The 26,549-nt window shown below is 46.3% G+C and carries 27 protein-coding genes; 15 read left to right on the forward strand and 12 right to left on the reverse strand.

The window, feature by feature from the left end; translation table 11 throughout:
- The first annotated feature begins 6 nt into the window (after positions 1-6).
- Together MED92_RS06690 and MED92_RS06695 are read left to right on the forward strand one after the other, a co-directional pair.
- A complete protein-coding gene (locus MED92_RS06690; protein WP_007020759.1) occupies positions 7-546 on the forward strand; it encodes a carboxymuconolactone decarboxylase family protein in 540 nt (179 codons plus the stop codon).
- Positions 547-643: 97 nt separating this feature from the next.
- A complete protein-coding gene (locus MED92_RS06695; RefSeq protein WP_007020760.1) occupies positions 644-1,087 on the forward strand; it encodes a BLUF domain-containing protein in 444 nt (147 codons plus the stop codon).
- A 10-nt stretch (positions 1,088-1,097) separates the two neighbouring features.
- Here MED92_RS06695 and MED92_RS06700 read toward each other — a convergent pair whose 3' ends face one another.
- Positions 1,098-2,381, reverse strand: a complete 1,284-nt coding sequence (locus tag MED92_RS06700) for a DEAD/DEAH box helicase (RefSeq protein WP_007020761.1) — start codon at positions 2,379-2,381, stop codon at positions 1,098-1,100.
- A 41-nt stretch (positions 2,382-2,422) separates the two neighbouring features.
- Entirely contained in the window at positions 2,423-3,862 is a 1,440-nt protein-coding gene (gene pdxR / locus MED92_RS06705; protein WP_162010856.1) for a MocR-like pyridoxine biosynthesis transcription factor PdxR, read from the reverse strand.
- Between the two features lie 94 nt (positions 3,863-3,956).
- Here pdxR and MED92_RS06710 point away from each other — a divergent pair, with 94 nt between their 5' ends.
- Positions 3,957-4,556 carry a pyridoxamine 5'-phosphate oxidase family protein gene (locus tag MED92_RS06710; protein WP_007020763.1) on the forward strand — a complete coding sequence of 200 codons (600 nt, stop codon included), beginning with the start codon at positions 3,957-3,959 and terminating at the stop codon, positions 4,554-4,556.
- Here MED92_RS06710 and MED92_RS06715 read toward each other — a convergent pair.
- Complete coding sequence (locus tag MED92_RS06715) at positions 4,553-6,373, reverse strand: SLC13 family permease (protein WP_007020764.1); 1,821 nt, start codon at positions 6,371-6,373, stop codon at positions 4,553-4,555. The genes MED92_RS06710 and MED92_RS06715 overlap by 4 nt on opposite strands.
- A 123-nt stretch (positions 6,374-6,496) precedes the next feature.
- Here MED92_RS06715 and MED92_RS06720 point away from each other — a divergent pair, with 123 nt between their 5' ends.
- A complete protein-coding gene (locus MED92_RS06720) occupies positions 6,497-7,807 on the forward strand; it encodes a DUF2252 family protein (RefSeq protein WP_007020765.1) in 1,311 nt (436 codons plus the stop codon).
- A 32-nt stretch (positions 7,808-7,839) separates the two neighbouring features.
- Here MED92_RS06720 and MED92_RS06725 read toward each other — a convergent pair whose 3' ends face one another.
- Positions 7,840-8,217 carry a DUF3461 family protein gene (locus MED92_RS06725; protein WP_007020766.1) on the reverse strand — a complete coding sequence of 126 codons (378 nt, stop codon included), beginning with the start codon at positions 8,215-8,217 and terminating at the stop codon, positions 7,840-7,842.
- Between the two features lie 198 nt (positions 8,218-8,415).
- Between MED92_RS06725 and MED92_RS06730 the strand changes: the two genes are divergently transcribed.
- The gene (locus MED92_RS06730; RefSeq protein ID WP_007020767.1) at positions 8,416-9,480 is read left to right on the forward strand and encodes a sensor domain-containing diguanylate cyclase; all 1,065 of its coding nucleotides are present in this window, start codon (positions 8,416-8,418) and stop codon (positions 9,478-9,480) included.
- Positions 9,481-9,484: 4 nt separating this feature from the next.
- Here MED92_RS06730 and MED92_RS06735 read toward each other — a convergent pair whose 3' ends face one another.
- Both MED92_RS06735 and MED92_RS06740 read right to left on the reverse strand, forming a co-directional pair.
- On the reverse strand, positions 9,485-10,957 hold the full coding sequence (locus MED92_RS06735) for an AAA family ATPase (protein ID WP_007020768.1): 1,473 nt from the start codon (positions 10,955-10,957) through the stop codon (positions 9,485-9,487).
- A 120-nt stretch (positions 10,958-11,077) separates the two neighbouring features.
- Complete coding sequence (locus MED92_RS06740; RefSeq protein ID WP_007020769.1) at positions 11,078-11,647, reverse strand: acyl-CoA thioesterase; 570 nt, start codon at positions 11,645-11,647, stop codon at positions 11,078-11,080.
- A 90-nt stretch (positions 11,648-11,737) separates the two neighbouring features.
- On the opposite strand from MED92_RS06740, the gene MED92_RS06745 reads away from it, so the two are divergent.
- Positions 11,738-12,598, forward strand: a complete 861-nt coding sequence (locus MED92_RS06745; RefSeq protein WP_007020770.1) for a DMT family transporter — start codon at positions 11,738-11,740, stop codon at positions 12,596-12,598.
- Between the two features lie 368 nt (positions 12,599-12,966).
- Here the strand turns inward: MED92_RS06745 and yfaE are convergent, their stop codons facing one another.
- The 3 genes from yfaE to nrdA all read right to left on the reverse strand — a co-directional run bounded on the left by yfaE (position 12,967) and on the right by nrdA (position 16,742).
- On the reverse strand, positions 12,967-13,233 hold the full coding sequence (gene yfaE / locus MED92_RS06750; RefSeq protein ID WP_007020771.1) for a class I ribonucleotide reductase maintenance protein YfaE: 267 nt from the start codon (positions 13,231-13,233) through the stop codon (positions 12,967-12,969).
- Positions 13,234-13,244: 11 nt separating this feature from the next.
- Positions 13,245-14,375: a class Ia ribonucleoside-diphosphate reductase subunit beta gene (gene nrdB / locus MED92_RS06755; protein WP_007020772.1), complete on the reverse strand. Its 1,131-nt coding sequence runs from the start codon at positions 14,373-14,375 to the stop codon at positions 13,245-13,247.
- A gap of 102 nt (positions 14,376-14,477) precedes the next feature.
- On the reverse strand, positions 14,478-16,742 hold the full coding sequence (gene nrdA, locus MED92_RS06760) for a class 1a ribonucleoside-diphosphate reductase subunit alpha (protein ID WP_007020773.1): 2,265 nt from the start codon (positions 16,740-16,742) through the stop codon (positions 14,478-14,480).
- Positions 16,743-17,266: 524 nt separating this feature from the next.
- On the opposite strand from nrdA, the gene MED92_RS06765 reads away from it, so the two are divergent.
- Positions 17,267-17,473, forward strand: coding sequence for a DUF2788 domain-containing protein (locus MED92_RS06765; protein ID WP_007020774.1), 207 nt, complete (start codon positions 17,267-17,269; stop codon positions 17,471-17,473).
- Here the strand turns inward: MED92_RS06765 and MED92_RS06770 are convergent.
- A complete protein-coding gene (locus MED92_RS06770) occupies positions 17,470-17,994 on the reverse strand; it encodes a HugZ family pyridoxamine 5'-phosphate oxidase (protein ID WP_007020775.1) in 525 nt (174 codons plus the stop codon). The genes MED92_RS06765 and MED92_RS06770 overlap by 4 nt on opposite strands.
- 112 nt (positions 17,995-18,106) lie before the next feature.
- Between MED92_RS06770 and MED92_RS18470 the strand changes: the two genes are divergently transcribed.
- The 7 genes from MED92_RS18470 (at position 18,107) to MED92_RS06805 (ending at position 24,569) form a co-directional block, all read left to right on the forward strand.
- Entirely contained in the window at positions 18,107-18,511 is a 405-nt protein-coding gene (locus tag MED92_RS18470) for a hypothetical protein (RefSeq protein WP_007020776.1), read from the forward strand.
- A gap of 82 nt (positions 18,512-18,593) precedes the next feature.
- On the forward strand, positions 18,594-19,442 hold the full coding sequence (kdsA, locus tag MED92_RS06780; protein WP_007020777.1) for a 3-deoxy-8-phosphooctulonate synthase: 849 nt from the start codon (positions 18,594-18,596) through the stop codon (positions 19,440-19,442).
- Between the two features lie 140 nt (positions 19,443-19,582).
- On the forward strand, positions 19,583-21,607 hold the full coding sequence (locus tag MED92_RS18475) for an SUMF1/EgtB/PvdO family nonheme iron enzyme (RefSeq protein ID WP_007020778.1): 2,025 nt from the start codon (positions 19,583-19,585) through the stop codon (positions 21,605-21,607).
- Between the two features lie 73 nt (positions 21,608-21,680).
- The gene (locus tag MED92_RS06790; RefSeq protein WP_007020779.1) at positions 21,681-23,093 is read left to right on the forward strand and encodes a DUF4139 domain-containing protein; all 1,413 of its coding nucleotides are present in this window, start codon (positions 21,681-21,683) and stop codon (positions 23,091-23,093) included.
- A 3-nt stretch (positions 23,094-23,096) separates the two neighbouring features.
- Positions 23,097-23,687 carry a tRNA-uridine aminocarboxypropyltransferase gene (locus MED92_RS06795; RefSeq protein ID WP_007020780.1) on the forward strand — a complete coding sequence of 197 codons (591 nt, stop codon included), beginning with the start codon at positions 23,097-23,099 and terminating at the stop codon, positions 23,685-23,687.
- Between the two features lie 86 nt (positions 23,688-23,773).
- Positions 23,774-24,205 carry a thiol-disulfide oxidoreductase DCC family protein gene (locus MED92_RS06800; protein ID WP_007020781.1) on the forward strand — a complete coding sequence of 144 codons (432 nt, stop codon included), beginning with the start codon at positions 23,774-23,776 and terminating at the stop codon, positions 24,203-24,205.
- The gene (locus tag MED92_RS06805) at positions 24,195-24,569 is read left to right on the forward strand and encodes a DoxX-like family protein (RefSeq protein ID WP_007020782.1); all 375 of its coding nucleotides are present in this window, start codon (positions 24,195-24,197) and stop codon (positions 24,567-24,569) included. Before MED92_RS06800 ends, MED92_RS06805 begins: the two co-directional genes overlap by 11 nt.
- Here MED92_RS06805 and MED92_RS06810 read toward each other — a convergent pair.
- Positions 24,566-25,036 carry a tetratricopeptide repeat protein gene (locus tag MED92_RS06810; protein WP_007020783.1) on the reverse strand — a complete coding sequence of 157 codons (471 nt, stop codon included), beginning with the start codon at positions 25,034-25,036 and terminating at the stop codon, positions 24,566-24,568. The genes MED92_RS06805 and MED92_RS06810 overlap by 4 nt on opposite strands.
- 197 nt (positions 25,037-25,233) lie before the next feature.
- On the opposite strand from MED92_RS06810, the gene cysK reads away from it, so the two are divergent.
- Positions 25,234-26,202, forward strand: a complete 969-nt coding sequence (cysK, locus tag MED92_RS06815; protein WP_007020784.1) for a cysteine synthase A — start codon at positions 25,234-25,236, stop codon at positions 26,200-26,202.
- A gap of 87 nt (positions 26,203-26,289) precedes the next feature.
- On the opposite strand, the gene MED92_RS06820 is transcribed toward cysK, so the two are convergent.
- Positions 26,290-26,481, reverse strand: a complete 192-nt coding sequence (locus MED92_RS06820) for a hypothetical protein (protein WP_238321495.1) — start codon at positions 26,479-26,481, stop codon at positions 26,290-26,292.
- Between the last annotated feature and the right edge of the window lie 68 nt (positions 26,482-26,549).

Here is a 26,549-nt window from a genome sequence, read left to right on the forward strand (position 1 = left end):
TGACTAATGAATAATCTAAAAGTTCACACCTACGAAAGTGCTCCTGAAGCCAGCCGTCCACTTCTCGATAATTCGATAAAAGGGTTTGGATTGATCCCTGGTTTACATGGAGTGATGTCGGAATCCCCTGAACTCCTTGAGACCTATCAGATTCTGCATAAGAAATTTCAGGAAACATCTTTTGATAAAGAAGAACTTACGGTTGTTTGGCAAACGATCAATGTAGAACACGAGTGTCATTATTGCGTTCCTGCCCATGCAGCAATCGCCAAAATGATGAATGTTGATGAAGCGCTAACCGCTGCATTAAGAAACAAGGAAGCGATGCCAACACCTAAACTCCAGGCCCTTCACGATATGACTCTGGCTATCGTTCGCAACCGAGGCGTTGTCTCTGAGGCAGAAGTTGCTGAGTTTTATGCTGCCGGATACGGTCCAAAACAACTGCTGGAGATCGTATTAGGTCTGGCACAAAAGGTGATGAGTAACTACACCAACCACCTAGCGGATACTCCGCTTGATGACCGTTTCAAACCTTTTCTCTAGTTGTAACGGTTAGATGAAGGTGGATCCCATAGGATCCATCTTGCACACTTGTCCGTAGGCTACTATTAATTAACTCATTCCCTTTGGAGTTATGACTATGTATCGCCTCATATACAAAAGCCGTCCCAATGGCACAATGGATTGGGAACAGGTGAGGACAATCCTTCATCAAAGCGAACAAAATAACGAACAACACGGGATTACAGGCCTATTGCTTGCAACCCCCAACCATTTTTTACAGGTGATCGAAGGTAAGTATGAGGAAGTTAACAAGCTCTTTATGAAAATTGCCCACGATCCCAGACACGGGCAGATACAGCTTATTTCATTTGACCTGATAGACAGTAGATTATTTGCGGGATGGGGAATGAAAGGGCTCGGCTTATTTGATTTCAACAATGAGCAAGCCAAACTTCTCAAAACAAAATACGGTGAATCGAACGGAGATATACAGTTCCCGCTCGACAGCTGGCAGGCACTTGCTCTGATAAATGATCTACAGATGCTACAAGCGCCTCCCGAGTGGAAACAAGCCCAGTAAGATTACTTTTTCACTTGTTAAAAAGTGAAGGGCGAATCGCTTTCTTACTTTTATCCGGCTGATAAGACTCAACCTTTTTACGCTTTTGCTGCTTTGCCTTAGCAGGCTTTCGCTTCATGGGTTTATCTGCAAAATCATCAATTTCCAGCCGTTTGCCATCTTCAATTCTTGGTACGGGGCGCAGTTTTATTTTTTGCTTAATCAGTTTCTCAATTCTCTGCAGGAACTCACGTTCTGCTGGAGCCACTAATGAAACAGCTTCCCCAGTCTCCCCTGCTCGACCGGTACGCCCAATCCGGTGCACATAAGCTTCAGGTTGATTAGGCAGATCATAATTAACGACATAAGGTAAAGACTCGATATCCAAACCTCGCGCTGCCACGTCAGTCGCCACCAGCACATGTAGATCCCCAGCGATAAACTCATTAAGCATACGCACACGTTCTCGCTGACTCTTCTCACCGTGAATAGCGGCTGCGTTTATTCCCTCTTTGCATAGATATTGAGTCAATTCATCCACACGCTTTTTAGTCCTTACAAAGACCAGTGTTTGACCCCATTTACCCTCTGTAATCAGATAACTGAGTATATCTGCCTTCTGCCCATAATCGACCTGATAGGCAAACTGTCTGATCTGCTTCGCGGTAGAGTTACGCGGCGTCACTTTAATTTTGGTTGGGTTATTGAGGTAGAATTCGGCTAATACCTCAACACTTTCGTCGGCCGTAGCCGTAAAGAGTAAGGTCTGACGATCATCTGCTGCATAATCCATGATTTTCTGAATCGGGTCGATAAAGCCCAGATCCAGCATACGATCAGCTTCATCGAGCACCAGATATTCAAGCTTTTCCAGACTGATCGCTTTTTGCCTTAATAGGTCCAGTAATCGCCCCGGCGTTGCCACCAGAATATCGGTCCCACGCTTAAGCCGTTTAATCTGGTTCTCTACCGGCACGCCCCCGTAAACGGATATAACTCGCATACCCAAATCACGTCCGTATTCCAGGGTATTATCCGCCACCTGTATCGCCAATTCACGGGTAGGAGCCAAAACCAAGGCGCGCACAGGGCGATAACCGTCAATGGGGTTTTTACTCAACTTCTCAATAATAGGCAGTGCAAAACTGGCCGTTTTCCCGGTCCCGGTTTGGGCTTCTGCCAAAAGATCATCCCCTCGCAGCACCAGCGGTATCGCTTGTGACTGAATCGGCGTTGGTTGCTCATAACCAAGATTCTTAAGGGTAAACTGTAACTCTGGACACAGAGCCAGCTCAGCGAAAGATGAAGCACTCATAACGAAACCCAACAAGGAAGGAAAACCCTATTTTACCTCAACTAGGCTTTATCTCGCAGTGCTTTGTAAAGAGACGCGACCTCCTCGATACCTGGCTTAATCACTTCCTCTTTATCCACACAGAATCCTATAACTAAACCATTCATTGACTGACCTTGTTGGCAGTAACCGGATAACGCACGAATTCCAAAGCCTCTTTTATCCAGCTCACCAACCATTGCCCTGTCATCGATACAATCCGGTAGCTTTAAAACCAAATGCATCCCCCCTGGCGCACTAATCAGCGCTAGCTCGCTTAACGAAGTTTTCTCTATCTGCTTAAGCATATGATCCGCCTGTTTGATATAGTGTTGGCGCATTTTTTTAAGGTGTCTCGAGTAAAAGCCCTGTCCCATAAATTCAGCCATGGCAACTTGAACCACCTGAGAAAGCCCACCGTCCATATACCTACGCGCCCGGGTAAAAACTGTCACAAGCTTAGGCGGCAATACCATATAGCCCAGCCTTAGCGCAGGAAACATACTTCGGCTAAAAGTCCCCGTATAGATCACCCGATCACTTTCGCAGATAGAAAGCAGTGCCGATACAGGGTAGCCCTCAGCAAACTCGGAATCATAATCATCTTCCAGCACCCAGCTGTTATTATGTTCTGCCCATTGCACCACCTTGAGACGCTGTGAAAGCGACAATGTATGCCCTAGAGGAAAATTCCGCGAAGGGGTTAGATTTATAAGCCGGGCATCACTATCAATGCTGACAGCCTCTTCCATATTTAATGCGTCAATTTGGCAGCCTAAGCTGGAGAAAACACCGCTGGTTCCAGGAAACCCGGGCGTTTCAACAATAACCTTTTCACCCTTGTTCAATAGCAGCTGCGCTGTTAAAAAGGCAGCCTGTTGCGAACCCGACGTAATTAACACCTGCTCTGGATCTGCCTCAATCCCCCGAAATTTCAGCAGATAATCAACGATCTGTTCACGTAGTTTCAGATCGCCCGCAGGCGGAAAAGACTCCAGGGCCTTAAAGGAAGAGGCAAAACTCAAGCAACGTTTCCATTGCCCCAGAGGAAAGTCTCTTAATGCCGGAATACCCGGTTGGAGTATCTTTCGTATGTCCGAATTAAGGGGAGGCAGTGAAATATATTGCTGAGCGTATTCAGAGAGAGGTAAGTCGGCCCTGGCCTTCTTACTTTTATGACCCGGATTTATTAGATCCTGAGGGAGTTCAGCTACATAGCTCCCATCTCCCACCCTGCTTTCGATATACCCCTCTGAAAGCAACATCTCATAAGCAGTTTTAACCGTATTTCTGGCAATACCCAGCGCCTCGGCCAGAAGGCGTGTAGGCGGTAGTTTAAAACCAGCCTCCAGCTCCCCTTTTCTGATAGCGAGCTCTAAACAGCGAAATACCCATCGATAAAGGGTTTCTTTGCCCGAAAATGAGGAACGGCTAAAACACTGAGCAATCTTTGGTTGAAGCAAAACTGGGCCCATCACCTTGCATTATATTGGATCTTTTATAGACCTAATTTAAAGCCTATCCTACACGGAAATCAATTCAGCAGGGAGTAGAAAAGTGAGTAATAACTATCCTGTCACAGCCAGGACACGCGTAAAGAGAGGCTCTAAAAGAGCTACCTATGATAAAGAAGTTATCCACGCGATCATGGATGAAGCGCTAGTCTGCCATGTGTCTTGTAATTGGAATGGACAACCAATGATCCAGCCAACTATTCATTGGCGTGACGGTGACCTTCTCTATATCCATGGATCTAGCAAAAACGGCCTTTTCCAGGCTTTACTCGATGGAGAGGAAGCTGCCATCGCCATTACACTGCTTGATGGGCTGGTCTTTGCACGTTCTGCTTTCCATCACTCAGTAAACTACCGTAGCGTTATTTTGTATGGGCAAGCAGAACTGATTGATGAGGAGTTTGAAAAGCGTCGACAGTTAGATCTGATGCTGGAGAAAGTAAAAGAGGGGCGCTCTGCAGAAGCACGCCCCGCTAATGAAACAGAGCTAAAAGCTACAACCGTGCTGGCCTTTAAGATCAAAGAGGTCTCCGCAAAAGTTCGTGACGCTGGCCCCGAGGACGACCCAGAAGATATGGAGCTACCCGTTTGGGCCGGCGTAGAACCGATTACCCGGGTTAGGGGGGATATTATTTACGATTAAAACGTAAAAAATATCGGCACGAAAATCAGAGTGAGTACCAATGTAACCAACTGCAGAGGTACTCCAACTTTGACAAAATCTTTAAAACGATAACCGCCAGGAGTCATCACCAATGTATTAACCGGCGATGCAATGGGCGTTGCGAACGCGGTCGATGCGGCTATAGCTACCGTCATCAGCAGAGGCTCCGGGTTAAGCCCTAACCCTTGAGCAGAGGCTAATGCAACCGGTGCAACCAGTACCGTCGTTGCAGTATTTGAGATGAATTGGCTGAATACAGTCGTGAAAAGAAACAAGCCTGCGCAGACCAATAGAGGACTTCTACCTTCCAGCAGCTCAAGTAAACCATTTACAACTAAAGCCAGAGCACCACTTTTCTCCATGGCACCTGCAAGGGGTAACATCGCCGCGATAATAATCAGGCTGGCCGGATTCAGGGATTTATAAGCCTCATCCATTTTCAGGCAACCCGTTAAGATCATCAGAATGGCCGCCAATAGCACCGCGGTTAAGCTTGAAACGGCACCCGAGACCATTAAACACAACATAAGCCCTAACACACCTAAAGCGATAGGAGCCATCTCTCTATGGGCTGGCGCTACGCTTTTTTCAGCAGGCGTATTCAGTACCACCAGATCATGTTGTTTTGACAGCTTTTCGATATATTGCCAATCCCCACAGAGCAGCAATGAATCCCCCCCTGTTATAGGAGTGGTCCGATATTCTGTTTCGACATTCTCAATACCGCGCCTTATACCGATAACACTCAGCTTAAAGCGGTCACGAAATCTCGCCTGTTTTAAGGTTTTACCTATTAGATGGCTATCTGGCTTAGGCATCACCTCTACTACACCAAACTGCTGAGCCATTTCATCTCGCTCACTTTCGGCAAAACCACGATAGGAGAGAGATTTATAACCACAGAGCCGCTCAACATCCTCTCGCCTGCCGAAAACCAGTAACTCATCATGCATCGCCATCTCTGTCGATGAGAGCACCGGCATCATACTGCTTAATAGCCGCTCTTTGCGCCTGATTGCAAAAACGGTTACTTCAAAGTGAGTGCGCAACCCGGCACTAGTCACCGTCTGCCCAATCAATGTTGAGCCGGGCTTGATCCTCAGACTATGCAGATGCTCAACCACGCCATATCGTTCTGCCATCTGCTTTAGCGTGACTTGCTCCTGTAAAGAATCCCCGCCACCCAACTTGTTCAGTAACCATCGTCCTATGGTCAACATATACAAAGTACCGACAAAAAGGACAATCAGGCCCACTGGGGTAAAGTCAAAAAAGCTAAACCCAGCCAAACCCACTTGCTCAAGCTGCCCACTGACAACAATATTGGGTGGGGTGCCGATCAGCGTCAGCATGCCGCCCATTAATGAAGCAAACGCTAGCGGCATCATAAGGCTCGCCAAAGGGATGTTTGCCCTTCTCGCAATACTGATCACGATGGGTATAAACAACGCAACAGCACCTGTAGAGCTCATAAAAGCTGATATTAATGCGACTGCCGGCATGAGGATAAGTAACAGCCGGCTCTCACTATCCCCACCAACTTTGAGCAGCAGATTGCCCACCGAAGCGGCTACTCCCGTTCGAAACAGTGCTTCGCCGACAACAAATAACGCGGCAATCATCACAACAATCGATTGCCCAAACCCGGAAACGGCCTCAGATGGAGTGATAATTCCACTAAGACATAGCGCCAACACCGCCATCAACGCAACCAGTTCCATCTGAAAACGATCCCAGATAAACAGAGCGATAGTGCTAAACAAGATAAAAAAAGTGAGTGAGATATCCCAACTCATTGGGCGTTCCCTTGAAATGTATGAATCTGCTGATTGTATAAGATAGTCTGAAGATTGATAGCTTGGCAGCGGGCTTATCAATTGAGTAAGCTCAATGGATAAGCTTTATTATGAGGTCAGAGGATGAATCAGCGTCAAAAGCGTCTTAGTAAAGTAATCTCCCGAGTCGATGGTGCGCTCCCCGGCTCAGGTTTGGGAAAACACAAAAAAATGGCGATCAGCCCCTTCGTTATGCTGAGGGGGGCCTCTTCTGTGTTTTACGATGATCTGGCCTCAGGCGTCATCACTTTACCCCATTCTCTCAAAAGTATCCCAACAACCGCGATTATCGGCGACTGCCATATTTCTAACTTCGGCCTTTTCAGTGAAGAAGGTTCCCATGGTGACCGTACCATTTTTGCCCCCAATGACTTTGATGATGCCTGCATAGGGCGCGCTGAATGGGATCTACTCCGCTTCGCTGTGAGCATGATTCTCTGCGCTGATCACTGTAAAGGGATCAAATCTGGCCAATACTTTGCAGCAGAACCTGTTGAGAAAGTATGTGTCGGTAGTAAGCAGGTCAAAGCGGCTATTTCTACATTCTTCCAAAGCTATGCAGAAAGTTGCCACGATCTGGCAGAAGACAAGCTTAGCTACCGCTATGTACTGGAAAGCTTTGAGCCCAATCACATACTTTATAAACGCTCCTTAAAAGCCCAGGCTCGTACCTGCGACGGGACAGAGTACCTGCATAAAAGCTCCCTGGCTAAAGCCATTGATCTGCAACGAAAGCCTTTGAGGTTTCGAGACCTTCCGGAAAAATTCTCTCGGTTAACTCAAGAACAGTTCCAGGAAATCAAAGAACAGTTTGCGCCTTATGTTGATGATCAGATTATCGATATCGCTATGCGCTTAGGCGCAGGAACCGGTTCGGTCAACATGGAACGTTATTACCTCTTAGTTGGACCAAATGAAAACCCCGACCTCCACGAATTTCCGCTCTTTCATATTGTGGAAATAAAAAAACAGCGAGATGCTGCGCCACTGTTCAATTTTGACAACTTAAGTCCGGTTAACCTGCTCAATCCGGCCCACTTAACAGTCACTTGCCAACGCCGAATGCAGCGCAACCCCGATCTGGTTCTGGATGCCGTCGCATGGAAGGGAGCCCATTGGCTAGTGCGCTCCCGGCATCACGCTAAGGTAGGCATCGACCCCGAACATATAGCGACAGGTAAAAAAGCAATCAAAGGAGGGTTTGTTGAATACGCTCAAGCTTGCGCAAAAGCATTAGCACTGGCGCATGCTAGAGGTGACAGGCGCTCTAACTATTTTGAAGCTGCGGCAGGCAGATTGATTTCACAAGAATCCGAAGCGCTTGTTGAGGCGGCGTATGACTATGCTAATCAGGTCATTGAAGATTGGAAATGGCTGGAGTCAGTAGAAAACTGACCCCAGCTTTATCACGATGCTATTGTGAAGTCTCAAAGCTCTTCTAATTGACGACGAATGTCCTCAATCTTACGAGTCATGACCTTCTCCAGATGATCAATTTCATCTAACAGCACCTGCTTGCGGCTATCAGCATCATGTTCAACTTTAATCAGTTTCTCCAGCTCAGATAGCGCCTTAAGGAAGTAGGACGAAGGGGCTGAAGCAGCACCGTACGCAGTTCCCATCTCTACCGACTTATCAGAACGTTTAAACTTGAACTTCTTGCTTTTGGATATCCAATCTCCCTGCTGTTTTCTCAGGTAGATTTTCAGGATATCCATATCCCCTTCAGTGCGCGTTGTAAATTTCTCAATCGCCATCGGGTCATCAAAGCCCATCTCTTTCAGGACTTCAAACTGCTCAACCATCTCTCAACTCCAGTTCCTTTAGTTATTCCAAATCACAATTTATTGTAGACAGGTTTTCAAAATCCAGCGGTAAAAATAAGCGCTTTATTGATATTGAGCCTGCATTGGCTGTGATTTTGTTTCTGTTAATCCTCGAAGTCTATACTAATAGAGAAAGCTGGTAGCTGACTATAAAAATACGTTCTCACGAGTAACGATATGACTGAATATTCAGAAAGTGAACAGGTAATCAGGCGCTTATATCAGATCACAAACGATTATGACGAAGGCTTCGATAACCAATTAAAATCGATCCTTAAGATGGGCCTGGAACGCTTTCACCTTGATATAGGCATCCTTTCGAAAATCAAAGATAACGTATATGTGATTAAACAATGCGTTTGTCCCGATGAAGTGCCTTTAAAACCAGGGAATCAATTTGAATTAGGGCTGACCTACTGCTCTGTCACATGTAATTCGGATACTCACCTAGCCTTAGAAGAAGTCGGTAAATCAGACGTGTTAGGGAAACACCCCGCCTATATGGAGTTCGGTTTGGAATCCTACATAGGGATTCCCATCCGCTTTAAAGGAGAGATCTATGGAACGCTTAATTTCTCCAGCTCAGCAGCCTATCCTCGTAAATTCAAAGATATCGATATTGATTCATTGCAGCTGATGGCATCCTGGATCGAAGTTGAACTGATCAGACGTCATCAAGAAAAGCTGCTCATCGAGCTCAATCGTAGGTTAGAGGAAAAGGCCTCTACCGATAGCCTGACCAAGATCCCTAATCGCCGCTCCCTCTACAAACACCTCCGCAAAGAGGTCAACCGGGTCAATAGAAATCACAGCAGAGCGGCGCTGGTAATGATCGATATTGATCACTTTAAAAAGATTAACGACAAATACGGTCATCAAACTGGCGATAAAGCCCTCATTGCTGTGGCTCGTGTTCTGCAAAACGCCCTTCGTGATTATGATTTTGTCGGTCGTTATGGCGGCGAAGAGTTTATGCTGTGGCTTCCCGAAGTTGAGCCTGGGCAAATAGACAACATCTGCGCGCGTTTAATGAAAGACATCGCTGAGATATCTTTACTTAAAGAACCAATGACCATTAGTTCAGGCATCTGTGCTTTCAGTTGTGCGACACCTTATATTGGCTCTGTTGACCATATGATTGATCGTTTGACCGCTAAGGCCGACCAACAGCTCTATGAAGCCAAAAGTGCAGGAAGAAACTGTTATAGGCTCGAGTTAATCAGGGCTCACGAGATTGAGTGAGCCATTAATCACAGGAAACTGTTCTGTCTTCCGCCCATAACCTTAATTCAGCGATCTGTTCAGCCATTACAACAGACAAAGGCTGTGTCTTTCTTAACTCTGCAATCAACAAGTCCTGATCAAGCGTGATTTCCCGGGCATGGGCCGCATAAAAGGCAGAAATTACCGCCTGTTCAATTTCTGCACCTGAGAAACCTTCGCTTTCCTCAATTAACCGGGCGAAATTGAAATCAGCAGGGTCGACTTTCTGCCGTTTGAGGTGGATATCAAAAATTGCAAAACACACTTCATCATTAGGAAGGTCAACAAAAAAGATCTCATCAAAGCGGCCTTTGCGCACAAGCTCAGGTGGCAAGGCTTGGATATCATTGGCGGTGGCGACCAGAAATACTGGTGCCTTTTTTTCCGCCATCCAGGTCAATAATGTGCCCAGCATGCGAGTAGCCGGCCCGCCATCATCGGAGCCACTGGCAATACCTTTCTCAATTTCATCAAGCCAAAGCACACAAGGGGCCATTACCTCGGCAGTTTGCAATGCATCTCGTAGATTTTTCTCAGTCTCTCCGTAAAACTTGTTGTACATCGATCCAAAGTCCAGACGCAATAAAGGCGCATGCCAACTTCCCGCAACCGCTTTAGCTGCGAGGCTTTTACCACACCCCTGCACACCTAATAACAGCATACCTTTAGGAGCAGGAAGACTTCCGACACCCTCCCCTCCATTAAAGAACGCCTGACGTTCTCCGAGCCAGTGTTTTAAGCGTTTAAATCCGGCGACATCAGAGAACTGCGCGGTATCATACTCAAAGTGCAGGTTGCCCTGCTCGCTAAGCAACTGATACTTTGCTTCATTAATTTTAGGTATATCGCTTGCGGTAATAGCGCCGTCGTCAAAAATGGCGTTGCGGGCCAGGCGACGCACCTCAGTACGCGTTAATCCGGTTAAATTATTAATCAGTAACTTAAGGTTCTCTGTGTTAGCCTGAACCTTATCACCCGAGTTCAGCAGCCATGCTTTGGCTTCATCGCGAACGATTCGCTCCACCTCTTTACGCTCAGGTAACGCGATATCAAGCTTGGCACTTAGCTTCATCAATTCCACAGGAACTTCAAGCGCATGGCTTAAGAGAATAAGGGTGTGACCCAGCTCATTAAACTTGAGCGCGATATCCTTTAATAAACGAACATGCATGGCTTCATCCAGAAACGGATGCAGGTCAGCCATAATATAGACACCGGGCGTAGAAACCGACTTGATATGCCCCAGCGCATCAACGGGCTGGGAGAATAGCTTCTGCGATGGCATATCCCTGTCCATTCTTTGGATACCCTCTGTCAGCGTCCATTTGAAAAGGGGGCGCTCATACACAGGCTTCAGCTCAAGCAGCATATCTACCACCTGATTCTCTTCGGTGCTTTCAATAATAATCAGGGGGATTTCGGACTTAATAAGCACTTCAAGCTGATGCTGCAACATACCTAATTCCTTCTAACTGTATGAAGCATCACTCTATTACACTTGCTTTGGTTATGCCAAGGTCTTCGATTCTTACGAACCTGCTAACTCTTTCATTATTTTGAGCTTTTTAACAAGCTCTTAGAGTTCAGCATGCTCTTTGATCCATGCATCCATCTCTTCTGAACTGAGATTAGCTTTATTTTCAGTCCATTTATCATGAATCTCCTCTACCCTATCTCGATACTCCTTACGCAACTGCTTTCGCATGCTAGCAGCTATATAGCGCTGTTTATCTTTATCTGTTGTTAACTTTATTTCAGGCACCGCTGCAGCATTGCCTTCGGCATCGACGGCCACCATGGTAAAAAAGCAGCTGATCGTATGTCGCCGCTCCCCTGAATGGATATTCTCAGCAATGACTTTAACACCAACCTCCATGGTCGAATTTCCCACATGGTTGATCGAAGAGTAGAAGGTCACCAATTCACCCACCTGAACCGGCGCTTTGAAATAAACCTGATCGACTGACAAGGTCACGACATAATTACCGCTGTAGTGAGACGCGCAGGCATAAGCAACCTGATCAAGAATTTTGAGTAAGGCGCCACCATGCACTTTACCTGAAAAATTTGCCATATCAGGGGTCATTAGCATGGTCATCGTAATAGGATCACAATAATTGATCTTTAATTCGTCTGGCCTTTGCATCCTTCCGCTCCTTAACTGGATTTAAAAGCAGTATAGGACAGAGCGGAAAATATGAAGTATGTTCACACTACTCGATCCATTGGCGACTATATGAATACTGAATACGCAAAAGGCTTCCTGTTAACAGCCCTCGGTGTCATCGTACTAAGCTTTGATGCACTGCTTATCCGGCTGGTAGATACCGATGAGTTTAGTCTGCTGTTCTGGCGGGGGTTATTAATGACCCTGATGGTCAGTCTATGGACTCTATACCGTAAACCAGAGCTAAAGCTTGTCCAGTTAGATCTCCCCTACATTCGCTCAGCCATCCTATTTGCGTTAAGTTCAATCTTTTTTGTTTCCGCTATTCATCACACTTCCGTCGCGAATGTTCTGGTGATCATTAGTGCACAGCCCCTGTTTGCAGCAATCATTGCTCAGTTTACGATTGGTGAGAAATCGCCACCGATTACCTGGTTAGCAATTGCCATCTGCATGCTGGGAATAGGCTGGGTTATGCAGGACTCCTGGTCCACCCCTAACCTTACCGGTGATTTATTGGCACTGGCTTGTGCCCTCAGCCTTTCCAGCAAGTTCGTTAATGACCGGGCGGTTAAAGACCGAGATATGACACCAGCCTTAGTTTTCGCAGGCGGCATTATCGCGCTGGTCGGATGGCTTTGGGGAGCGCCTCTCTCGTTGCAAGGCAACCAGTGGGGTTGGATGCTGTTACTCTGCCTGATCGTTATCCCCATCGCCTTTATTCTGATTACTTTAGGCCCCACCCGTATCCCTGCCGCAGAGGTAGGTATGCTGATGCTACTGGAAACAATTGCCGGCCCACTGCTGGTATGGCTTTTTCTCTCAGAGGCCCCAAGCGCCAATACCCTGATTGGAGGCTCGATTGTTATCCTCACTCTGTTCACTCACAGCTTGCTCAAACTTCGCAGTAAACACGCCACCGCCCGTTGATGCAGCACATAGAAACTCACTTTAATCACTAAAGATCGCAAGAAAGATCTCAGTTGATAACGATCCCCAGCTCCTGTGGATAACTCAGTGAATAGTTTTGGGGTAGATGGCTGAAAAGCACGTTTTACGTAGAATTCAGCAAATCGGTTATTTTTTAATCCATCAAAAAATAACCTTTATTTTTCAATACGTTATATAAATCAACAGTTTCAAAATAAAAAATTATTTTTTATTTTTCGGCTATTGACAGATGAACATTGAGGCTGTGTAAAAAAAACGAGAAAAACGGTGAAGCCATCGAGGCAGCACCGTTTGGGATAACTTAAATTGTGAAAAACCCAGGTTATAAGAGTTAAGGAAGTACCTACTTACTCTTCAGGTAGCTCCAGCTCTACATGGGTCTTGGGGATACAGCAGCAGGTAAGAATTTCATCATCCTGCATATCCAATAAGCTGTCTTGAACATAATCCACTTCGCCTTCAATCAGGCGCACTTTACAACAACCGCAGTATCCACCACGGCAGTTGTAAGGCGCTGGAATCTCTTGTGCTTCCAGCGCATCCAACAAGGTCGGCTCATACTGATAATAAAACGTATGATGATGATTTACTTTGATCCTTGATGGGCCAGCCATAGTTCTATCCTTTATAGATCAAAGCCGTCGAAGTCACCTTCATCTACTTCGTTGTCAATCTGACCAACGAGGTAAGAGCTGATCTCCGCTTCCTGCGGTGCAACCTGTACATTGTCACTTACCAACCACGCATTCATCCATGGCAGTGGATTCTGACGTGCCGGGAAGATCTCTTCCAGATTCAGCGCTTTCATACGCACATTAGTAATGTACTCAACGTAATCAGAAAGAATCTGCGCGTTCAAACCGATCATGGAACCTTCACGGAACAGGTACTGTGCCCAGTCTTTCTCCTGCTGCGCAGCTTCCTTAAAGATGTTGTAAACATCCTGCTCGCACTCTTTAGCGATATCCTTATAGTCCGGATCATCTGCACCCGAAGCCATGATGTTCAGCATGTGCTGAGTACCAGTCAGATGCAGAGCTTCATCACGGGCAATCAGTTTAATGATCTTGGCGTTACCTTCCATGATCGCACGCTCTGCAAAAGCAAAGGAGCAAGCAAAGCTGACATAGAAGCGGATCGCTTCAAGAACATTGATCGATACCAGTGTCAGGTAAAGTTTCTTCTTAAGGTTACGCATTGATGTGTCGTAAACCTTTCCATCAACCGTATGCAAACCTTCACCGTGAATACTGTGTACACTCGACAGGTTAATAAACTCATCGTAAAGACGTGTTACAGAATCGGCACGACGAATGATCTCAGGATTGGTAACGATCTGGTCAAAGACTTCTGAAGGCTCAGTAATGATATTACGGATAATATGCGTATATGAGCGGCTGTGGATCGTTTCACTAAATGCCCAGGTCTCAAACCAGGTTTCCAGTTCAGGCAGAGATACAACCGGCAGAAACGCGATATTCGGCGAACGCCCCTGTACTGAATCAAGCAAAGTCTGATATTTCAGGTTGCTCAGGAAGATATGCTTCTCATGCTCTGGCATGTTCATGAAGTCTTTACGGTCAGTTGATAGATCAACTTCCTCCGGACGCCAGAAGAATGAAAGCTGTTTCTCAATCAGCTTTTCAAAGATTGGGTATTTCTGCTTGTCATAACGGGCAACGTTAACGCTGCGGCCGAAAAACATGGGTTCTTTAGTTGCGTCGTGAGTACTGTGACTGAACGTGGTGTACGCCATCGGGGTATTCGTTCCTGAAACCTTGGATAGTTCTAATTATGTTGCCTACCCCTTTCAGGGCAGGCCGTTATCTACTCTGGCTGAAAAGCAGGAGGGCAAACCTTACAGTTTGCACGCACCGCCTTCGCAACCACCGTCATCGGCCTGGTCAGAAGCGCCGTCACGGGTGTTGTGGTAATAAAGTGTCTTGACGCCGTATTTATAGGCCGTCAGCAGATCCTGTAGCAGCTGTTTCATCGGAACTTTATCGTTCGGGAACAGTGATGGATCATAGTTAGTATTTGCAGAGATAGACTGGTCCACAAACTTCTGCATGATACCAACAAGCTGCAGGTAACCGGTGTTGTTTGGAATATCCCAAAGTAGTTCATACTGCTCACGCAGCTCGGTATAACCAGGCACAACCTGCTTCATGATGCCGTCTTTACTTGCTTTAACCGATACGTAACCACGTGGTGGCTCAATACCATTGGTTGAGTTTGTAATCTGTGAAGAGGTTTCACATGGCATCAGTGCTGTCAGTGTACTGTTACGCAGACCAAATTCTTTGATATCTTCGCGCAGGGTTTCCCAGAAGTAGTGCAATGGTTCTTCACAGAACTCATCAACCTCACGCTTGTACGTATCGATTGGCAGCAGGCCTTTAGAGTAAACAGTCTCATCAAATTTAGGGCACTTACCACGCTCTTTCGCCAGCGCATTAGACGCTTTCAATAGATAGTATTGAACGGCTTCAAATGTTTTGTGCACCAAACCATTAGCAGAACCATCCGAATACTTAACACCATTCTTCGCCAGGTAGTACGCGAAGTTAGTCACACCTACACCCAGAGGACGACGGTTCATCGTAGAAGTATGTGCAGCAGGGATTGGGTAATCCTGATAATCCAGCAGGTTATCCAGCGCACGAACAATCAGGTCAGCTAGGTTGTCCAGCTCATCCAGATCTTCCAATGCTCCCAGGTTAAACGCAGACAGCGTACAAAGAGCGATCTCACCCTCTTCGTCATTAACGTGCTGCAGCGGCTTAGTTGGCAGCGCAATTTCCAGACACAGGTTAGACTGTTTAACCGGTGCAACTGTCGGATCAAATGGGCTGTGAGTGTTACAGTGGTCAACATTCTGAATGTAGATACGGCCTGTCTGCGCACGCTCAGCAGCCAGAATACCAAACAGCTCAACCGCTTTAATGGTTTGCTTACGGATATTTGGATCGTTCTCATATTGAACGTACAGACGCTCGAACTCATCCTGATCGGCAAAGAATGCATCGTAAAGCCCCGGTACTTCATGCGGGCTGAACAACGTGATATCACCACCTTTGATCAGGCGTGTGTACATCAGCTTGTTGATCTGAACACCGTAATCAAGATGACGAACACGGTTCTCTTCAACACCACGGTTGTTCTTCAGAACCAACAGCGATTCAACTTCAAGATGCCAGATCGGGTAGAACAACGTAGCTGCACCACCACGAACGCCGCCCTGAGAACAAGACTTAACTGCTGTTTGGAAGTGTTTGTAGAAAGGGATACAACCCGTGTGGAATGCTTCACCATTGCGAATCGGGCTACCCAACGCACGAATACGACCTGCATTAATACCAATACCTGCACGCTGAGATACGTATTTAACAATGGAAGCAGAAGTCGCATTGATAGAATCTAGGCTGTCACCACACTCGATCAGTACACAAGAACTGAACTGACGCGTTGGTGTACGTACACCGGCCATAATAGGTGTAGGTAGCGATAGCTTGAACAAAGAAGTCGCATCATAGAAACGCTTCACATAATCCAGACGCGTTTCTTTTGGATAATCTGCGAACAGACAAGCAGCCACCAGCATATACAGAATCTGAGGGCTCTCATACACTTCACCTGTCACACGGTTCTGTACCAGGTACTTACCTTCCAGCTGCTTCACAGCTGAATAGGAGAAATTCATATCACGTTTGTGATCCAGATAACCGTTCAGCGTTTCCCACTCTGCTTCAGAGTAGTCTTCAATCAGGTGTTTGTCGTAACGACCAGCTTCGACCTGAGCGGATACATGATCAAACAGACGTGGCGGTTCAAACTGCCCAAACGCACGCTTACGCAGATGGAAGATAGCCAGACGCGCGGCCAGGTACTGATAGTCAGGAGCATCTTCAGAAATCAGGTCGGCTGCTGATTTAATCAGCGTCTCGTGGATATCGAAGGTCTTCATACCTTCAAAGAACTGAAGATGTGCCTTCAACTCTACTTCTGATGGGGAAACCGCGTTTAATCCATCCGCTGCCCAAATTACTACTTTGTGAATCTTTTCCAGATCCAGCTTTTCCTGTCGACCATCCCTTTTGGTAACCATCAGATCTTGCTGCATGCGACCTTCCAAATAAACCTAATCTTGTGTTTGTAATTATGTGCTGCTTATTTCCTGATCAAAACCCATCTTCCAGGCATCGCTTTGTCAGCAAAGGCCGCTGTTTCGGGGCCTGCAGCTTATCTACTCTAGCTACGCGTAAGACACTATATGTAGTACCGCGGATTCACTAAGACACTAAATATAGTGATCCCAGAGGGTAATGCAATACTTGATTTTGCACTTTGTTGGGTGTAGGCAAAGCGGTGATTTTCACGCAAACATTGATGTTTCGGGGCTTGTAGCGCGACGAGACTATAGCAGCTGAATATTACTTTTTTTTAATTTTTTTTTGTCAAAATTCAGCCCTCAAATTCTGTGCCAAAAAACCATTGATAACGATCAAAAAACAATCAGAATTTCACCACCAGTTCGCACAACTTTAGAGCACGCTAATAAAGGAATGCAAAGTACCTTTCAGCGGGCTTTTACTGTACAATCCGCAACCAATTTTTTAATTCAGACCCACTCGAGGTAGCCTGACTATGCGTTTAGCAGAAATGGAAGCGATTGCCCTCAATATAGGACTGGCAGTATTCGCCGCATTTATCTTCTTCATCATTTATGACCTGGCGAAGAAATCTAACGCGGGCAGGTTTGGTACCTTCATTCTGTTCTTCGCACTGGGCCTGGGCCTAGCGGCATTTCTGGTGAAAACAGTGGTGGTCGAGATGATGGGCGGAAGTGTCTAGCCTTTTCCCTGCTTTAGCTTTTCTTCATCTATGTGGATCAAAGTGCCGGACACTGGGTCCACATCATATGCTTTCCCAAAACCCACAACATAACTTCCTCGCTCTGGCTCCAGACAGAACAAGTGGAAATCCTTAAGGGTTCGCAACATCGAGATCATATTCCCGAACTCAGCTTCCATAGCGTCAAGCTGGGTATGATATAAATCGCTTTCATTATCGACCTCAATGCTGGAACACTGATAGATAAGACGTTCTCGGGCAAAAAGGTTGCGGCTCTCCGATTCTTCATTGATAAACATCACCGATGCCTTAGCCGTGTTCATAATATTTTGCGTATGGCTAGCGAGTTCGCTGATAAAGATAAAAAACTGTCCTGATTCGTTACGAACATAAGGGGCATAACTGATCTCAGGAAAGCCTTCTGACGTAACAGTAGATAGCAGAAGTGTTTTTCGAGAATTCTGTAGTTTCGATAAGCTTTCTTGCAACTCTTCTAGTTTTTCCTGGTCTATTTGTGACATGAACGCTCCAATTTAGAAAGAAAGCTAAAAGATTAACAACACTGCCGATATATTGATTAAGACGGCTTTAAAAATCAAAGCTATACTAGACATTGCTGATAAGGTGATTGTCATGGGCGACGCAAAAGTATCTATCCGCCATCCCGATGAGTTCCCTATCGAACTCAATATGCAGGATTCAAAACCGAACCCTCTAACACCTGCTATTTTCCAGCTCATCTGCCATTCCTCCCAGCCATATAGCTATGGTGATGCAATCGCAATAAAAATCCCAAGCGTTGCTAACCATCTGGAAGTCCGCGGCACAATTCAAAGCTGTGAAGGTCAGAATGGATGCTATGAGTTAGAAATCGGCTTTAATTCCGAAGATTCCCTGATGAGAATCCGCATGCTTGAACAGCTGTGTTATATCCAGCGCTATCGCAGACACATTCTCTCTACAGAGGGGCGGGACCTAACCGATCAGGATGCAGCACTGGAATGGATTGGAAAATACGCCCACCTGTTCCCCGCGTAAACGAAAAAGTTGATCCCCCCTCTCCTTCTGCATCCAGATGCAGTTATAATACCCCTTTCTCTATTTTTGACGGATGATGAAGATGCAGCAAAAGACTGTGCAGGTTGCAGGTATTGAGATTGCTAACGATAAGCCGATGGTACTTTTTGGCGGTATGAACGTTCTGGAATCACGCGATTTAGCCCTTAAAATCGCTGAGTACTACGTTGAAGTTACGCAAAAACTTGGAATCCCATACGTTTTTAAAGCATCTTTCGACAAAGCTAACCGTTCATCCCTGACATCTTTCCGAGGCCCAGGCCTGGATGAGGGTCTTAAAATCCTTCAGGAGATTAAAGACACCTTTAAGGTACCTTTGATCACTGACGTACATGAACCCGATCAAGCAGCGCCTGCTGCCGAAGTCTGTGACATTATTCAGCTGCCTGCTTTCCTGTCACGCCAGACGGATCTTGTTCAGGCCATGGCGCAAACCGATGCCGTTATCAATATAAAGAAAGCGCAATTCCTGGCCCCTCAGGAGATGAAACACATCCTGCACAAATGCGAAGAAGCGGGTAACAGCGACCTGATCCTGTGTGAGCGAGGTTCCTGCTACGGTTATAACAACCTGATTGTAGATATGCTGGGCTTTTCGATTATGAAAGAGTTTGGTTATCCAGTGATGTTTGATGCGACCCATGCTTTACAGATGCCTGGAGGTCGCACGGATTCAGCAGGTGGCCGACGCGCTCTGGCTGCACAGCTTTCTCGTGCCGGACTTTCACAAGGAATTGCGGGATTGTTCCTTGAAGCCCACCCAGATCCAGAGCAGGCAAAATGTGACGGCCCATGTGCTCTTCCACTACATACTCTGGAAGCCTACCTAAGCCAGATGAAAGCCGTTGATGATCTGGTAAAAAGCTTCCCAGACCTGGATACATCAGCTTAAGCAGACAGCTCTAGCAGATCTGCTTGACCAAGCAGATCTGCTGAATCGATTAAACGTCACAAAATCAGCACATTACTGCTGACTTATCCCCCCACCCTTGTCTATGATATGTAGAGAATTCAGGAACAGGATGGGTCCAGATGAGCACTACCCCAGAATCAATCTTCGAAGCATTACAGGAAGGTTCCGAGATCGGTCCGGACCACCATCGCTTCAAGCTCGTCAAACAAAGTAAAGCACACCCTTTAGGCCAGCTATGGCAGGCCGAAGATGTCGGCGTTGCCGGAAGCCCTCTGGTGACTTTGCTTATTGTTAATCCATCTCTACTGAAGCAAGTAGCGTTTGTTGAAGCAATTAAAAAACATGCCACGCTGAGTAAACAGCTGCAAAATAAGCATATTGCCGAATGCTATGGGTTCTTTACCCATAAAGGTGGCTTGCTGTTCCTCTCTTATGAAAAGCTCGATGGCTTAACCCTGAGATCGATGCTTGAAAAGGGTAATCCGCTTCAGCCAAAACAGAGACTAGGGCTAATCAAGCAACTTGCCTATGCTGTGGATATGGGCTTCCAAAAGCTTCGAATGGCGCATGGTTGCCTTGATCCGGATTTCGTTTTTATTAACCGAAAAGGCGGTGTGAAGCTTTCACTGTTTGCTCTGCATGAAAGCTTTGAGGCGATAAAAGATCAGGTAAGCCCGGCTTTTACTTATCAGCAGTACCAGTCACCTGAAGCGTTTCATCCAGGAAAACTGTCTCGTAAAGCGGATGTTTACTCCTTCGCCTGTATCGTGTTCGAACTTTTCTCTGGCAAACCCGCTTTTAGCGTTAAAGACACCGAAGCAGATCGTGTTCGAAAAGAGCTAGCCAAACCACTCGAACTGGATGATGAGCAGTGGGATGCTTTTCAAAGGGCGATATCAACGGATACAGAAGAGCGCTTTGCTAACTGTACCGAACTTGTCAAAGAGATGTTTCCACCCGAAAAAGAACAGCCTGCTGAAAAAAGCGAAGACGAAAAACCTAAGGATAAAAAAACAGATTCTGCTGACGCTTCGGCTGAAGAAGCGGCTGACACGGAAGAAACCGATAAGCCATCGTTAAAAGATAAGCTTAAGGGATTGAAGCTTCCGGTAATCTCAAAGCCTGTTCTACTCAGTATTGCGGGAAGTTTTCTATTTGTTATTGGTTATTTCCTAGGCTGGCTGACCTCTGACTTTTTCAACTTTCAAGAGAAGGACTTTCAGGCACTACAGATCAAGAAGCAGCAAGAAGCGCTTCAACAGATGTATGATTCTCTTCAAGCTCAACAAGATCTGCAGAAAAAGCGTGACAGCGAGATAGAAGATCTGAAACTGGATAAAACTATTCTCCAGCAACAACTAGAGATCGCGAAAAGTAAAATAGGCAACGGCGATCCTGAAGACCCAGGCCAGCAGGTATTCAAAGACCAGATTGACGATACCCAGTATGGTCCGGAAATGGTGTTATTACCGTCCGGGCAATTCCGTATGGGCGATCAAACAGGCATTGGCGATGATAACGAGAAACCGGTTCATGTCGTAACCATAAGAAAGCCCTTTGCCATCTCCCGTTTCGAAGTCACCTTTGCCGAATACGATCATTTCGCTAATGAAACGAACAGAGCCCTGCCTAATGATAATGGCTGGGGACGCGGCAACCGTCCCGTTGTCAACGTAAGCTGGCGTGATGCTGTTGCTTATGTCACCTGGCTAAAAAATGAAACAGGGCAGCCTTACCGCTTGCCATCTGAAGCAGAATGGGAATATGCAGCGCGTGCAGGAAATCTGACCACCTACTGGTGGGGCGATGAACTGAAACCCAATATGGCTAACTGCGCTGGCTGCGGAAGCGAGTGGGATGGTAAGCAAACCGCACCGGTGGGTAGTTTTCCGGCAAACAGCTGGGGGCTTCATGATATGACAGGCAACGTCGATGAGTGGGTTGCCGATTGTTATCTGGATACTTATGACCTGGTACCGATCGATGGTTCTGCATATAAACAAAAAGCTTGTAAGAACCGTGTTATGCGCGGAGGCTCCTGGTTTGAAATCGATCGACTGATCAGACCAGCCAGTCGCTACAGACACCCTCTTGATTCCAAACGCAACAGCTGGGGTTTCCGGGTTGCTCTGGATATGGAGTAAGGCTCGATTCAGGCCTATTAGGTAAACATATCAATGGAAGAAACAGTTTGCGCTGAGTAAGAGGATCTAACGCATGCAACTTCAAAAACTAAGCCTGGGTATTTTAATTGCGAGTCTTTCCCTAACAGGCGCACAAGCACAGTCTTTGCAAATCGGTTCAGAGCAACGTAAAGCTGTAGCCCTAACCTTGTACAACCAGAATCTTGGCCTTGTCCGAGAGACTCGCGAGTTACCGCCACTGCGCTCACAGCAAGAAGTAACCTTGGAAGATGTTAGCGAGCAGATGCAAGTTGAAAGCTTACGCATCGATAATGCTGGGCAGATACTCGAACAAAATCTTAATACCAACCTGCTTAACCAGCATAACCTGTTGAAGCATTACGTTGGAAAACGTTTACAGCTGGCCCGATTGAACCCTGTATCAGGCCAGGAAGTGGTAACCGAAGTTCAGCTTCTCAACATCGATGGAAACCGGGCCCTTATTAAGCGCAACAACCGCTTTGAGAGCATTCCATTAAATAATCAGTGGCGATTCATCTACCCTTCGCTTCCCAGCAACCTGCTCAGCAAACCCAGCGTAAACTTTCGCTCTGTGGGTACTTCCCGTAGCCAAGAGTCACGTATTAGCTATCTGACCGGGGGCTTAAGCTGGGGAATGGATTATGTGCTTACATTGAATGAAGCAGGCAACCGAGCCACTCTGGATGGTCGCGCCAGCCTCACCAACCAAACCGGCACTGATTTCAAAAACGCGCAGATATCTTTGGTTGCGGGCAATCTGAACAACCCAGGCAACGCGCGTCATGCCGAGATGCTACAAGCAGATTTTGCGATGGGCGCTGCGGTGCGCTCTGCCCCTAAGGCAATGGCCCAGGAAGAGCTGGGTGATTTCCACCTCTTTGATCTACCCAATAAAGTTGATCTGCTTGATGGCCAAGTCAAGCAGGTCGCTTTTATGAATGCAGATGGTATTCCGGTCGACCGCAGTTATAACTATGAATTCCTCGTTTACCCTACTCTGGAAAGAAACCAACACCGGGTTAAACCAGAACTGACACTGAAGTTCCGCAATGACCAGAAAAGTAAATTAGGGCTGCCACTCCCAGGTGGGAAGATCCGCACATTTACCCCAGACAGCAAGGGCATGCTTCAGTTTGCCGGTGGCAGCCGAATTAGTCATACGGGTAAGAATGATGAGGTCGAAATTCGTCAGGGCAAAGCTTTTGATCTTTCGATCCATCGAAAACAAACCCACTTCAGCAAAACCTTTAATGGCTTCCTGGTTGGTCAGGAGCTACGTATTACCAATACCCGCTCGACTGCAGCCAAATTAGAGATGACAGCAAATTTCCCATTAACCTGGAAGATGGAAAGCAGCAGCCATAAATACGAGAAAGTCATGGGTGGCAGTGCGCGCTGGATAATTGATGTGCCCGCTAAAGGGGATGCTCTTCTGAAATTCAAAGTGCAGATGGAGAAGCGATAACTCTTGGCTGATCAATACTGTCAAAGTTGTGGATTAGCGCAGGCCTGGTGCTGCTGTGAGCTGATTACAAATGAACATACTCGATTGGAGTTCGCGCTGCTATTACATGAAAATGAACCAGCGCGTCCCACGACCACCAGCAAGATAATCCAAAAGGTTCTTCCGCGTACAACAAGCTATATCTGGCAACGTAAAGAGCCTCCTCAACAACTGATTGAAAGAATAAGCGCCCCAGAGACGAATGCCTGGCTGCTTTTCCCAGCCGACAGAGAGGATCTGATACCCCGAAGTCAAGCGTTCCGTCCGACCAAAGAAGGCCAAAAGCCCCTTATTATCGTCCCTGATGGTACCTGGAAAGAGGTCCGAAAAATTATCAGGAAAAGCCCCTGGCTGGATCACCTCCCCCTGTTAGCTTTCGATCCTTCAACCCCTAGCCGATACGATCTCAGGCGTAACCCCGATGCTGATCATCTCTGTACGGCAGAAACAGTCGCGGAATTGCTAAAGCTCAATGGGGAAGAACAACAAGCCTCGTCTTTAAATGAAGCACTAGACCTGTTTATTGAACGCTATAAAGCCTCCAAGCTAAACTAAACACTGGCCAACAGAGCAGCCTCAAAGGAAGCGAAGTTGCTCTACTTAAAAATACTATCAACCGAATAAGCGAAGGAATGCCTGTAATGAGTCAATTGCCCCCCAACCTAAATAGCACTGATAAAGTGATTCTTTTCGATGGTGCCTGTAAGCTTTGTAATGGATGGGCTAATTTTATTATTAAGCATGATAAAGCCCGCCAATTTAAGCTCTGTTCAGTGCAATCGGAGCAAGGAAAAGTGATTCTGGAACACTTCGGTTATCCCCGTTCATTCTACGAAACCATGCTCTATGTTGAAGGCGGACAGTGCTTTGAAAAAAGCGAAGCGTTCTTAAATATCGTCCTGCAGCTTGGCTACCCCTGGAAAACACTCAACCTGTTTAGAGTGCTCCCCTCAGCTATACGCAACTGGCTATACGACAGAATCGCGCTGAATCGTTATAAGCTATTCGGCAAGTATGATTACTGCCAGCTTCCCTCCCCCGATTATCAAGGTCGATTCCTCGATGACAACTAATTTGATCTACCGCCTAACCTTGGGCTTACTTTTTATCTATCACGGCTTAGTGCCTAAAATAATCTGGTTAAGCGAGATAGAAAAACAGCTGATTGAAGCAGGCGGCTTTGCCAAAGAAGATGCAACTTTCCTGTCACCTGCAGCAGGTGCCATGGAGGTCATTCTGGGTTTGATGATTATCTTTTTAAGAAAGCAGCTATTCCCTGTATATATCGCCGCTTTCTCTTTGATCGGTTTACTTAGTTTCGTAGCTCTGGCAAGAGCAGACCTTTTGATCGAAGCGTTTAATCCAGTCTCTACAAACTTAATGGGGCTTGTATTCTGCTATCTCATTATCCGCAGCGCCAATGAAATGAAGCACTAAAGCTGAGACTGTTTAGCCTGCCATTTAAGCACCAAATCTGGATCAGGCATTTGGCCTAGTTCTCCATCAGTGTATGTATCGATTAAACGTCGAACGGCCAATGAATGCCCCTGCTCTGCAGCTAGCTGGAAGAAACCAAGCGCTTTACCTTCATCGGGCTGAAAGTAATGTTCAAAACCTGACTCGTAGATCTTACCCATCTGGTATTGGGCTTTTGCGTCCCCCTTTTCAGCTGCCTGCTGAAGATAGATCCCTCCTTGGATACGGTTTTGCGCACCATCCCCTCGGAAATGTAGCAAGTGCCCGTAAACTGAAAGCGCTTTTTTATGTCCATTGTCCGCAGCAAATCGGAATAATTTCATCACGAAGTTATGTTTTTTCAGCGACTTCTGCTGAAGCGATGAACGAAAAAGCGTGTAGGCGATAAAGAAAATAACAGGGGCTAACAAACGATTAAAAGTACGCATAATTCACTCTGAGGCAAAAACCAAATGGAATAATATCAATACACTCTAATATTAGAAATATTCTAATAGAAACAAAAACACCTTGATCCGTTCAGCCATTCTGCGATAAAAAGTCTAGACTTCAAGAATACATAAAAAACCAGAATTATATTCCCACAAGGAATATAGATAAATTCAAGGATTAGTTGGGTAGCAGAATGAACATTTACGAAGATAACTCCCTTACGATTGGTAACACGCCACTGGTTCACCTGAAGCGACTGGCTCCAGGCCTGAATATTTTCGGTAAGATTGAATCTCGCAACCCAGCAGGCTCGGTAAAATGTCGTATCGGTGCAAATATGATCTGGTCAGCCGAGAAAAGTGGCGCCCTTAAGCCGGGCATGACCATGGTTGAGCCAACAAGTGGCAACACCGGTATCGCATTGGCATTTGTCGCTGCATCCCGAGGCTATGACATTGTATTCACGATGCCTTCTTCCATGAGCCTGGAACGACGTAAGATCATGAAAGCACTGGGGGCTACGATTGTTCTGACAGAACCTGCTAAAGGCATGAAAGGTGCAATTGAGAAAGCTCAGGAGATCGTTGATCAAAACCCTGACACCCATATGATGCTGCAGCAGTTCGAGAATCCTGCTAACCCTGAGATCCATGAGAAAACAACGGGTCCTGAGATCTGGAATGATACCGATGGCACCGTTGATATTCTGGTTGCTGGTGTAGGTACTGGCGGTACTATCACGGGTACCTCCCGCTACATTAAGAAAGAACAGGGTAAAGCGATCACCTCTGTTGCTGTTGAACCTGTGGACTCTCCTGTTATCACACAAACAATTAATGGCGATGAAGTTAAACCTTCTCCGCACAAGATTCAGGGCATTGGGGCAGGCTTTGTACCAAAGAACCTTGATCTTGAGCTCGTCGATCAGGTTGAACAGGTTAGCAATGAAGACGCTATTGCTACCGCACGCCTGCTGATGGAAAAAGAGGGTATTATGGCGGGTATCTCTTGTGGCGCGGCTCTGTGCGCAGCCCTTCGTGTAGCAAAACAACCGGGTAACGAAGGCAAAAACATTGTCGTTATTTTGCCAGACTCTGGTGAGCGATACCTTTCTTCCGCTCTGTTTGAAGGTATGTTCAGCGATAACGAGATGGTTCAATAATCTAATTCAAAACGCCTGCCACAGGTCCAAAAACAGAAAAGCCAGAGCGACAACCGCTCTGGCTTTTTTATATCTTTTTCTGGATTATCAGTTCAGCAAGTCGCGAATCTGCTGGTGTGAAGGGAACTCGTCTAAATGTTCCACTTGAACTGAGCGATCACTGGATTTAACTACGTTATACCACTGCGCTTTACGCTGCTGACCCTGATAACATCCATCTACCTGGTAACTCTCGCCATCGATTTCAAGGATAGCAATCGTGCGAGTATTCATTTCCATCTGCATCTTCAACTCTGACCTTCTTATATTTTTTCATTTATTGTAATTTTTCTACATAAGAGCATAGC

It is taken from the genome of Neptuniibacter caesariensis (assembly GCF_000153345.1).
Lineage (GTDB): Bacteria > Pseudomonadota > Gammaproteobacteria > Pseudomonadales > Balneatricaceae > Neptuniibacter > Neptuniibacter caesariensis.

Bases quoted from the DNA above. Each gene is read 5' to 3' on its own strand.
- kdsA (WP_007020777.1), top strand. From the start codon at position 18,594: ATGCAGCAAAAGACTGTGCAGGTTGCAGGTATTGAGATTGCTAACGAT.
- MED92_RS06805 (WP_007020782.1), top strand. From the start codon at position 24,195: ATGACAACTAATTTGATCTACCGCCTAACCTTGGGCTTACTTTTTATC.
- nrdA (WP_007020773.1), bottom strand. From the start codon at position 16,742: ATGCAGCAAGATCTGATGGTTACCAAAAGGGATGGTCGACAGGAAAAG.
- MED92_RS06735 (WP_007020768.1), bottom strand. From the start codon at position 10,957: ATGTTGCAGCATCAGCTTGAAGTGCTTATTAAGTCCGAAATCCCCCTG.
- MED92_RS06730 (WP_007020767.1), top strand. From the start codon at position 8,416: ATGACTGAATATTCAGAAAGTGAACAGGTAATCAGGCGCTTATATCAG.
- MED92_RS06810 (WP_007020783.1), bottom strand. From the start codon at position 25,036: ATGCGTACTTTTAATCGTTTGTTAGCCCCTGTTATTTTCTTTATCGCC.
- cysK (WP_007020784.1), top strand. From the start codon at position 25,234: ATGAACATTTACGAAGATAACTCCCTTACGATTGGTAACACGCCACTG.
- MED92_RS06820 (WP_238321495.1), bottom strand. From the start codon at position 26,481: ATGGAAATGAATACTCGCACGATTGCTATCCTTGAAATCGATGGCGAG.
- MED92_RS06745 (WP_007020770.1), top strand. From the start codon at position 11,738: ATGAATACTGAATACGCAAAAGGCTTCCTGTTAACAGCCCTCGGTGTC.
- MED92_RS18470 (WP_007020776.1), top strand. From the start codon at position 18,107: ATGGGCGACGCAAAAGTATCTATCCGCCATCCCGATGAGTTCCCTATC.
- MED92_RS06695 (WP_007020760.1), top strand. From the start codon at position 644: ATGTATCGCCTCATATACAAAAGCCGTCCCAATGGCACAATGGATTGG.
- MED92_RS06790 (WP_007020779.1), top strand. From the start codon at position 21,681: ATGCAACTTCAAAAACTAAGCCTGGGTATTTTAATTGCGAGTCTTTCC.
- MED92_RS06700 (WP_007020761.1), bottom strand. From the start codon at position 2,381: ATGAGTGCTTCATCTTTCGCTGAGCTGGCTCTGTGTCCAGAGTTACAG.
- MED92_RS06765 (WP_007020774.1), top strand. From the start codon at position 17,267: ATGCGTTTAGCAGAAATGGAAGCGATTGCCCTCAATATAGGACTGGCA.
- MED92_RS06725 (WP_007020766.1), bottom strand. From the start codon at position 8,217: ATGGTTGAGCAGTTTGAAGTCCTGAAAGAGATGGGCTTTGATGACCCG.
- MED92_RS06800 (WP_007020781.1), top strand. From the start codon at position 23,774: ATGAGTCAATTGCCCCCCAACCTAAATAGCACTGATAAAGTGATTCTT.
- MED92_RS18475 (WP_007020778.1), top strand. From the start codon at position 19,583: ATGAGCACTACCCCAGAATCAATCTTCGAAGCATTACAGGAAGGTTCC.
- MED92_RS06720 (WP_007020765.1), top strand. From the start codon at position 6,497: ATGAATCAGCGTCAAAAGCGTCTTAGTAAAGTAATCTCCCGAGTCGAT.
- nrdB (WP_007020772.1), bottom strand. From the start codon at position 14,375: ATGGCGTACACCACGTTCAGTCACAGTACTCACGACGCAACTAAAGAA.
- MED92_RS06690 (WP_007020759.1), top strand. From the start codon at position 7: ATGAATAATCTAAAAGTTCACACCTACGAAAGTGCTCCTGAAGCCAGC.
- yfaE (WP_007020771.1), bottom strand. From the start codon at position 13,233: ATGGCTGGCCCATCAAGGATCAAAGTAAATCATCATCATACGTTTTAT.
- MED92_RS06715 (WP_007020764.1), bottom strand. From the start codon at position 6,373: ATGAGTTGGGATATCTCACTCACTTTTTTTATCTTGTTTAGCACTATC.
- MED92_RS06770 (WP_007020775.1), bottom strand. From the start codon at position 17,994: ATGTCACAAATAGACCAGGAAAAACTAGAAGAGTTGCAAGAAAGCTTA.
- MED92_RS06740 (WP_007020769.1), bottom strand. From the start codon at position 11,647: ATGCAAAGGCCAGACGAATTAAAGATCAATTATTGTGATCCTATTACG.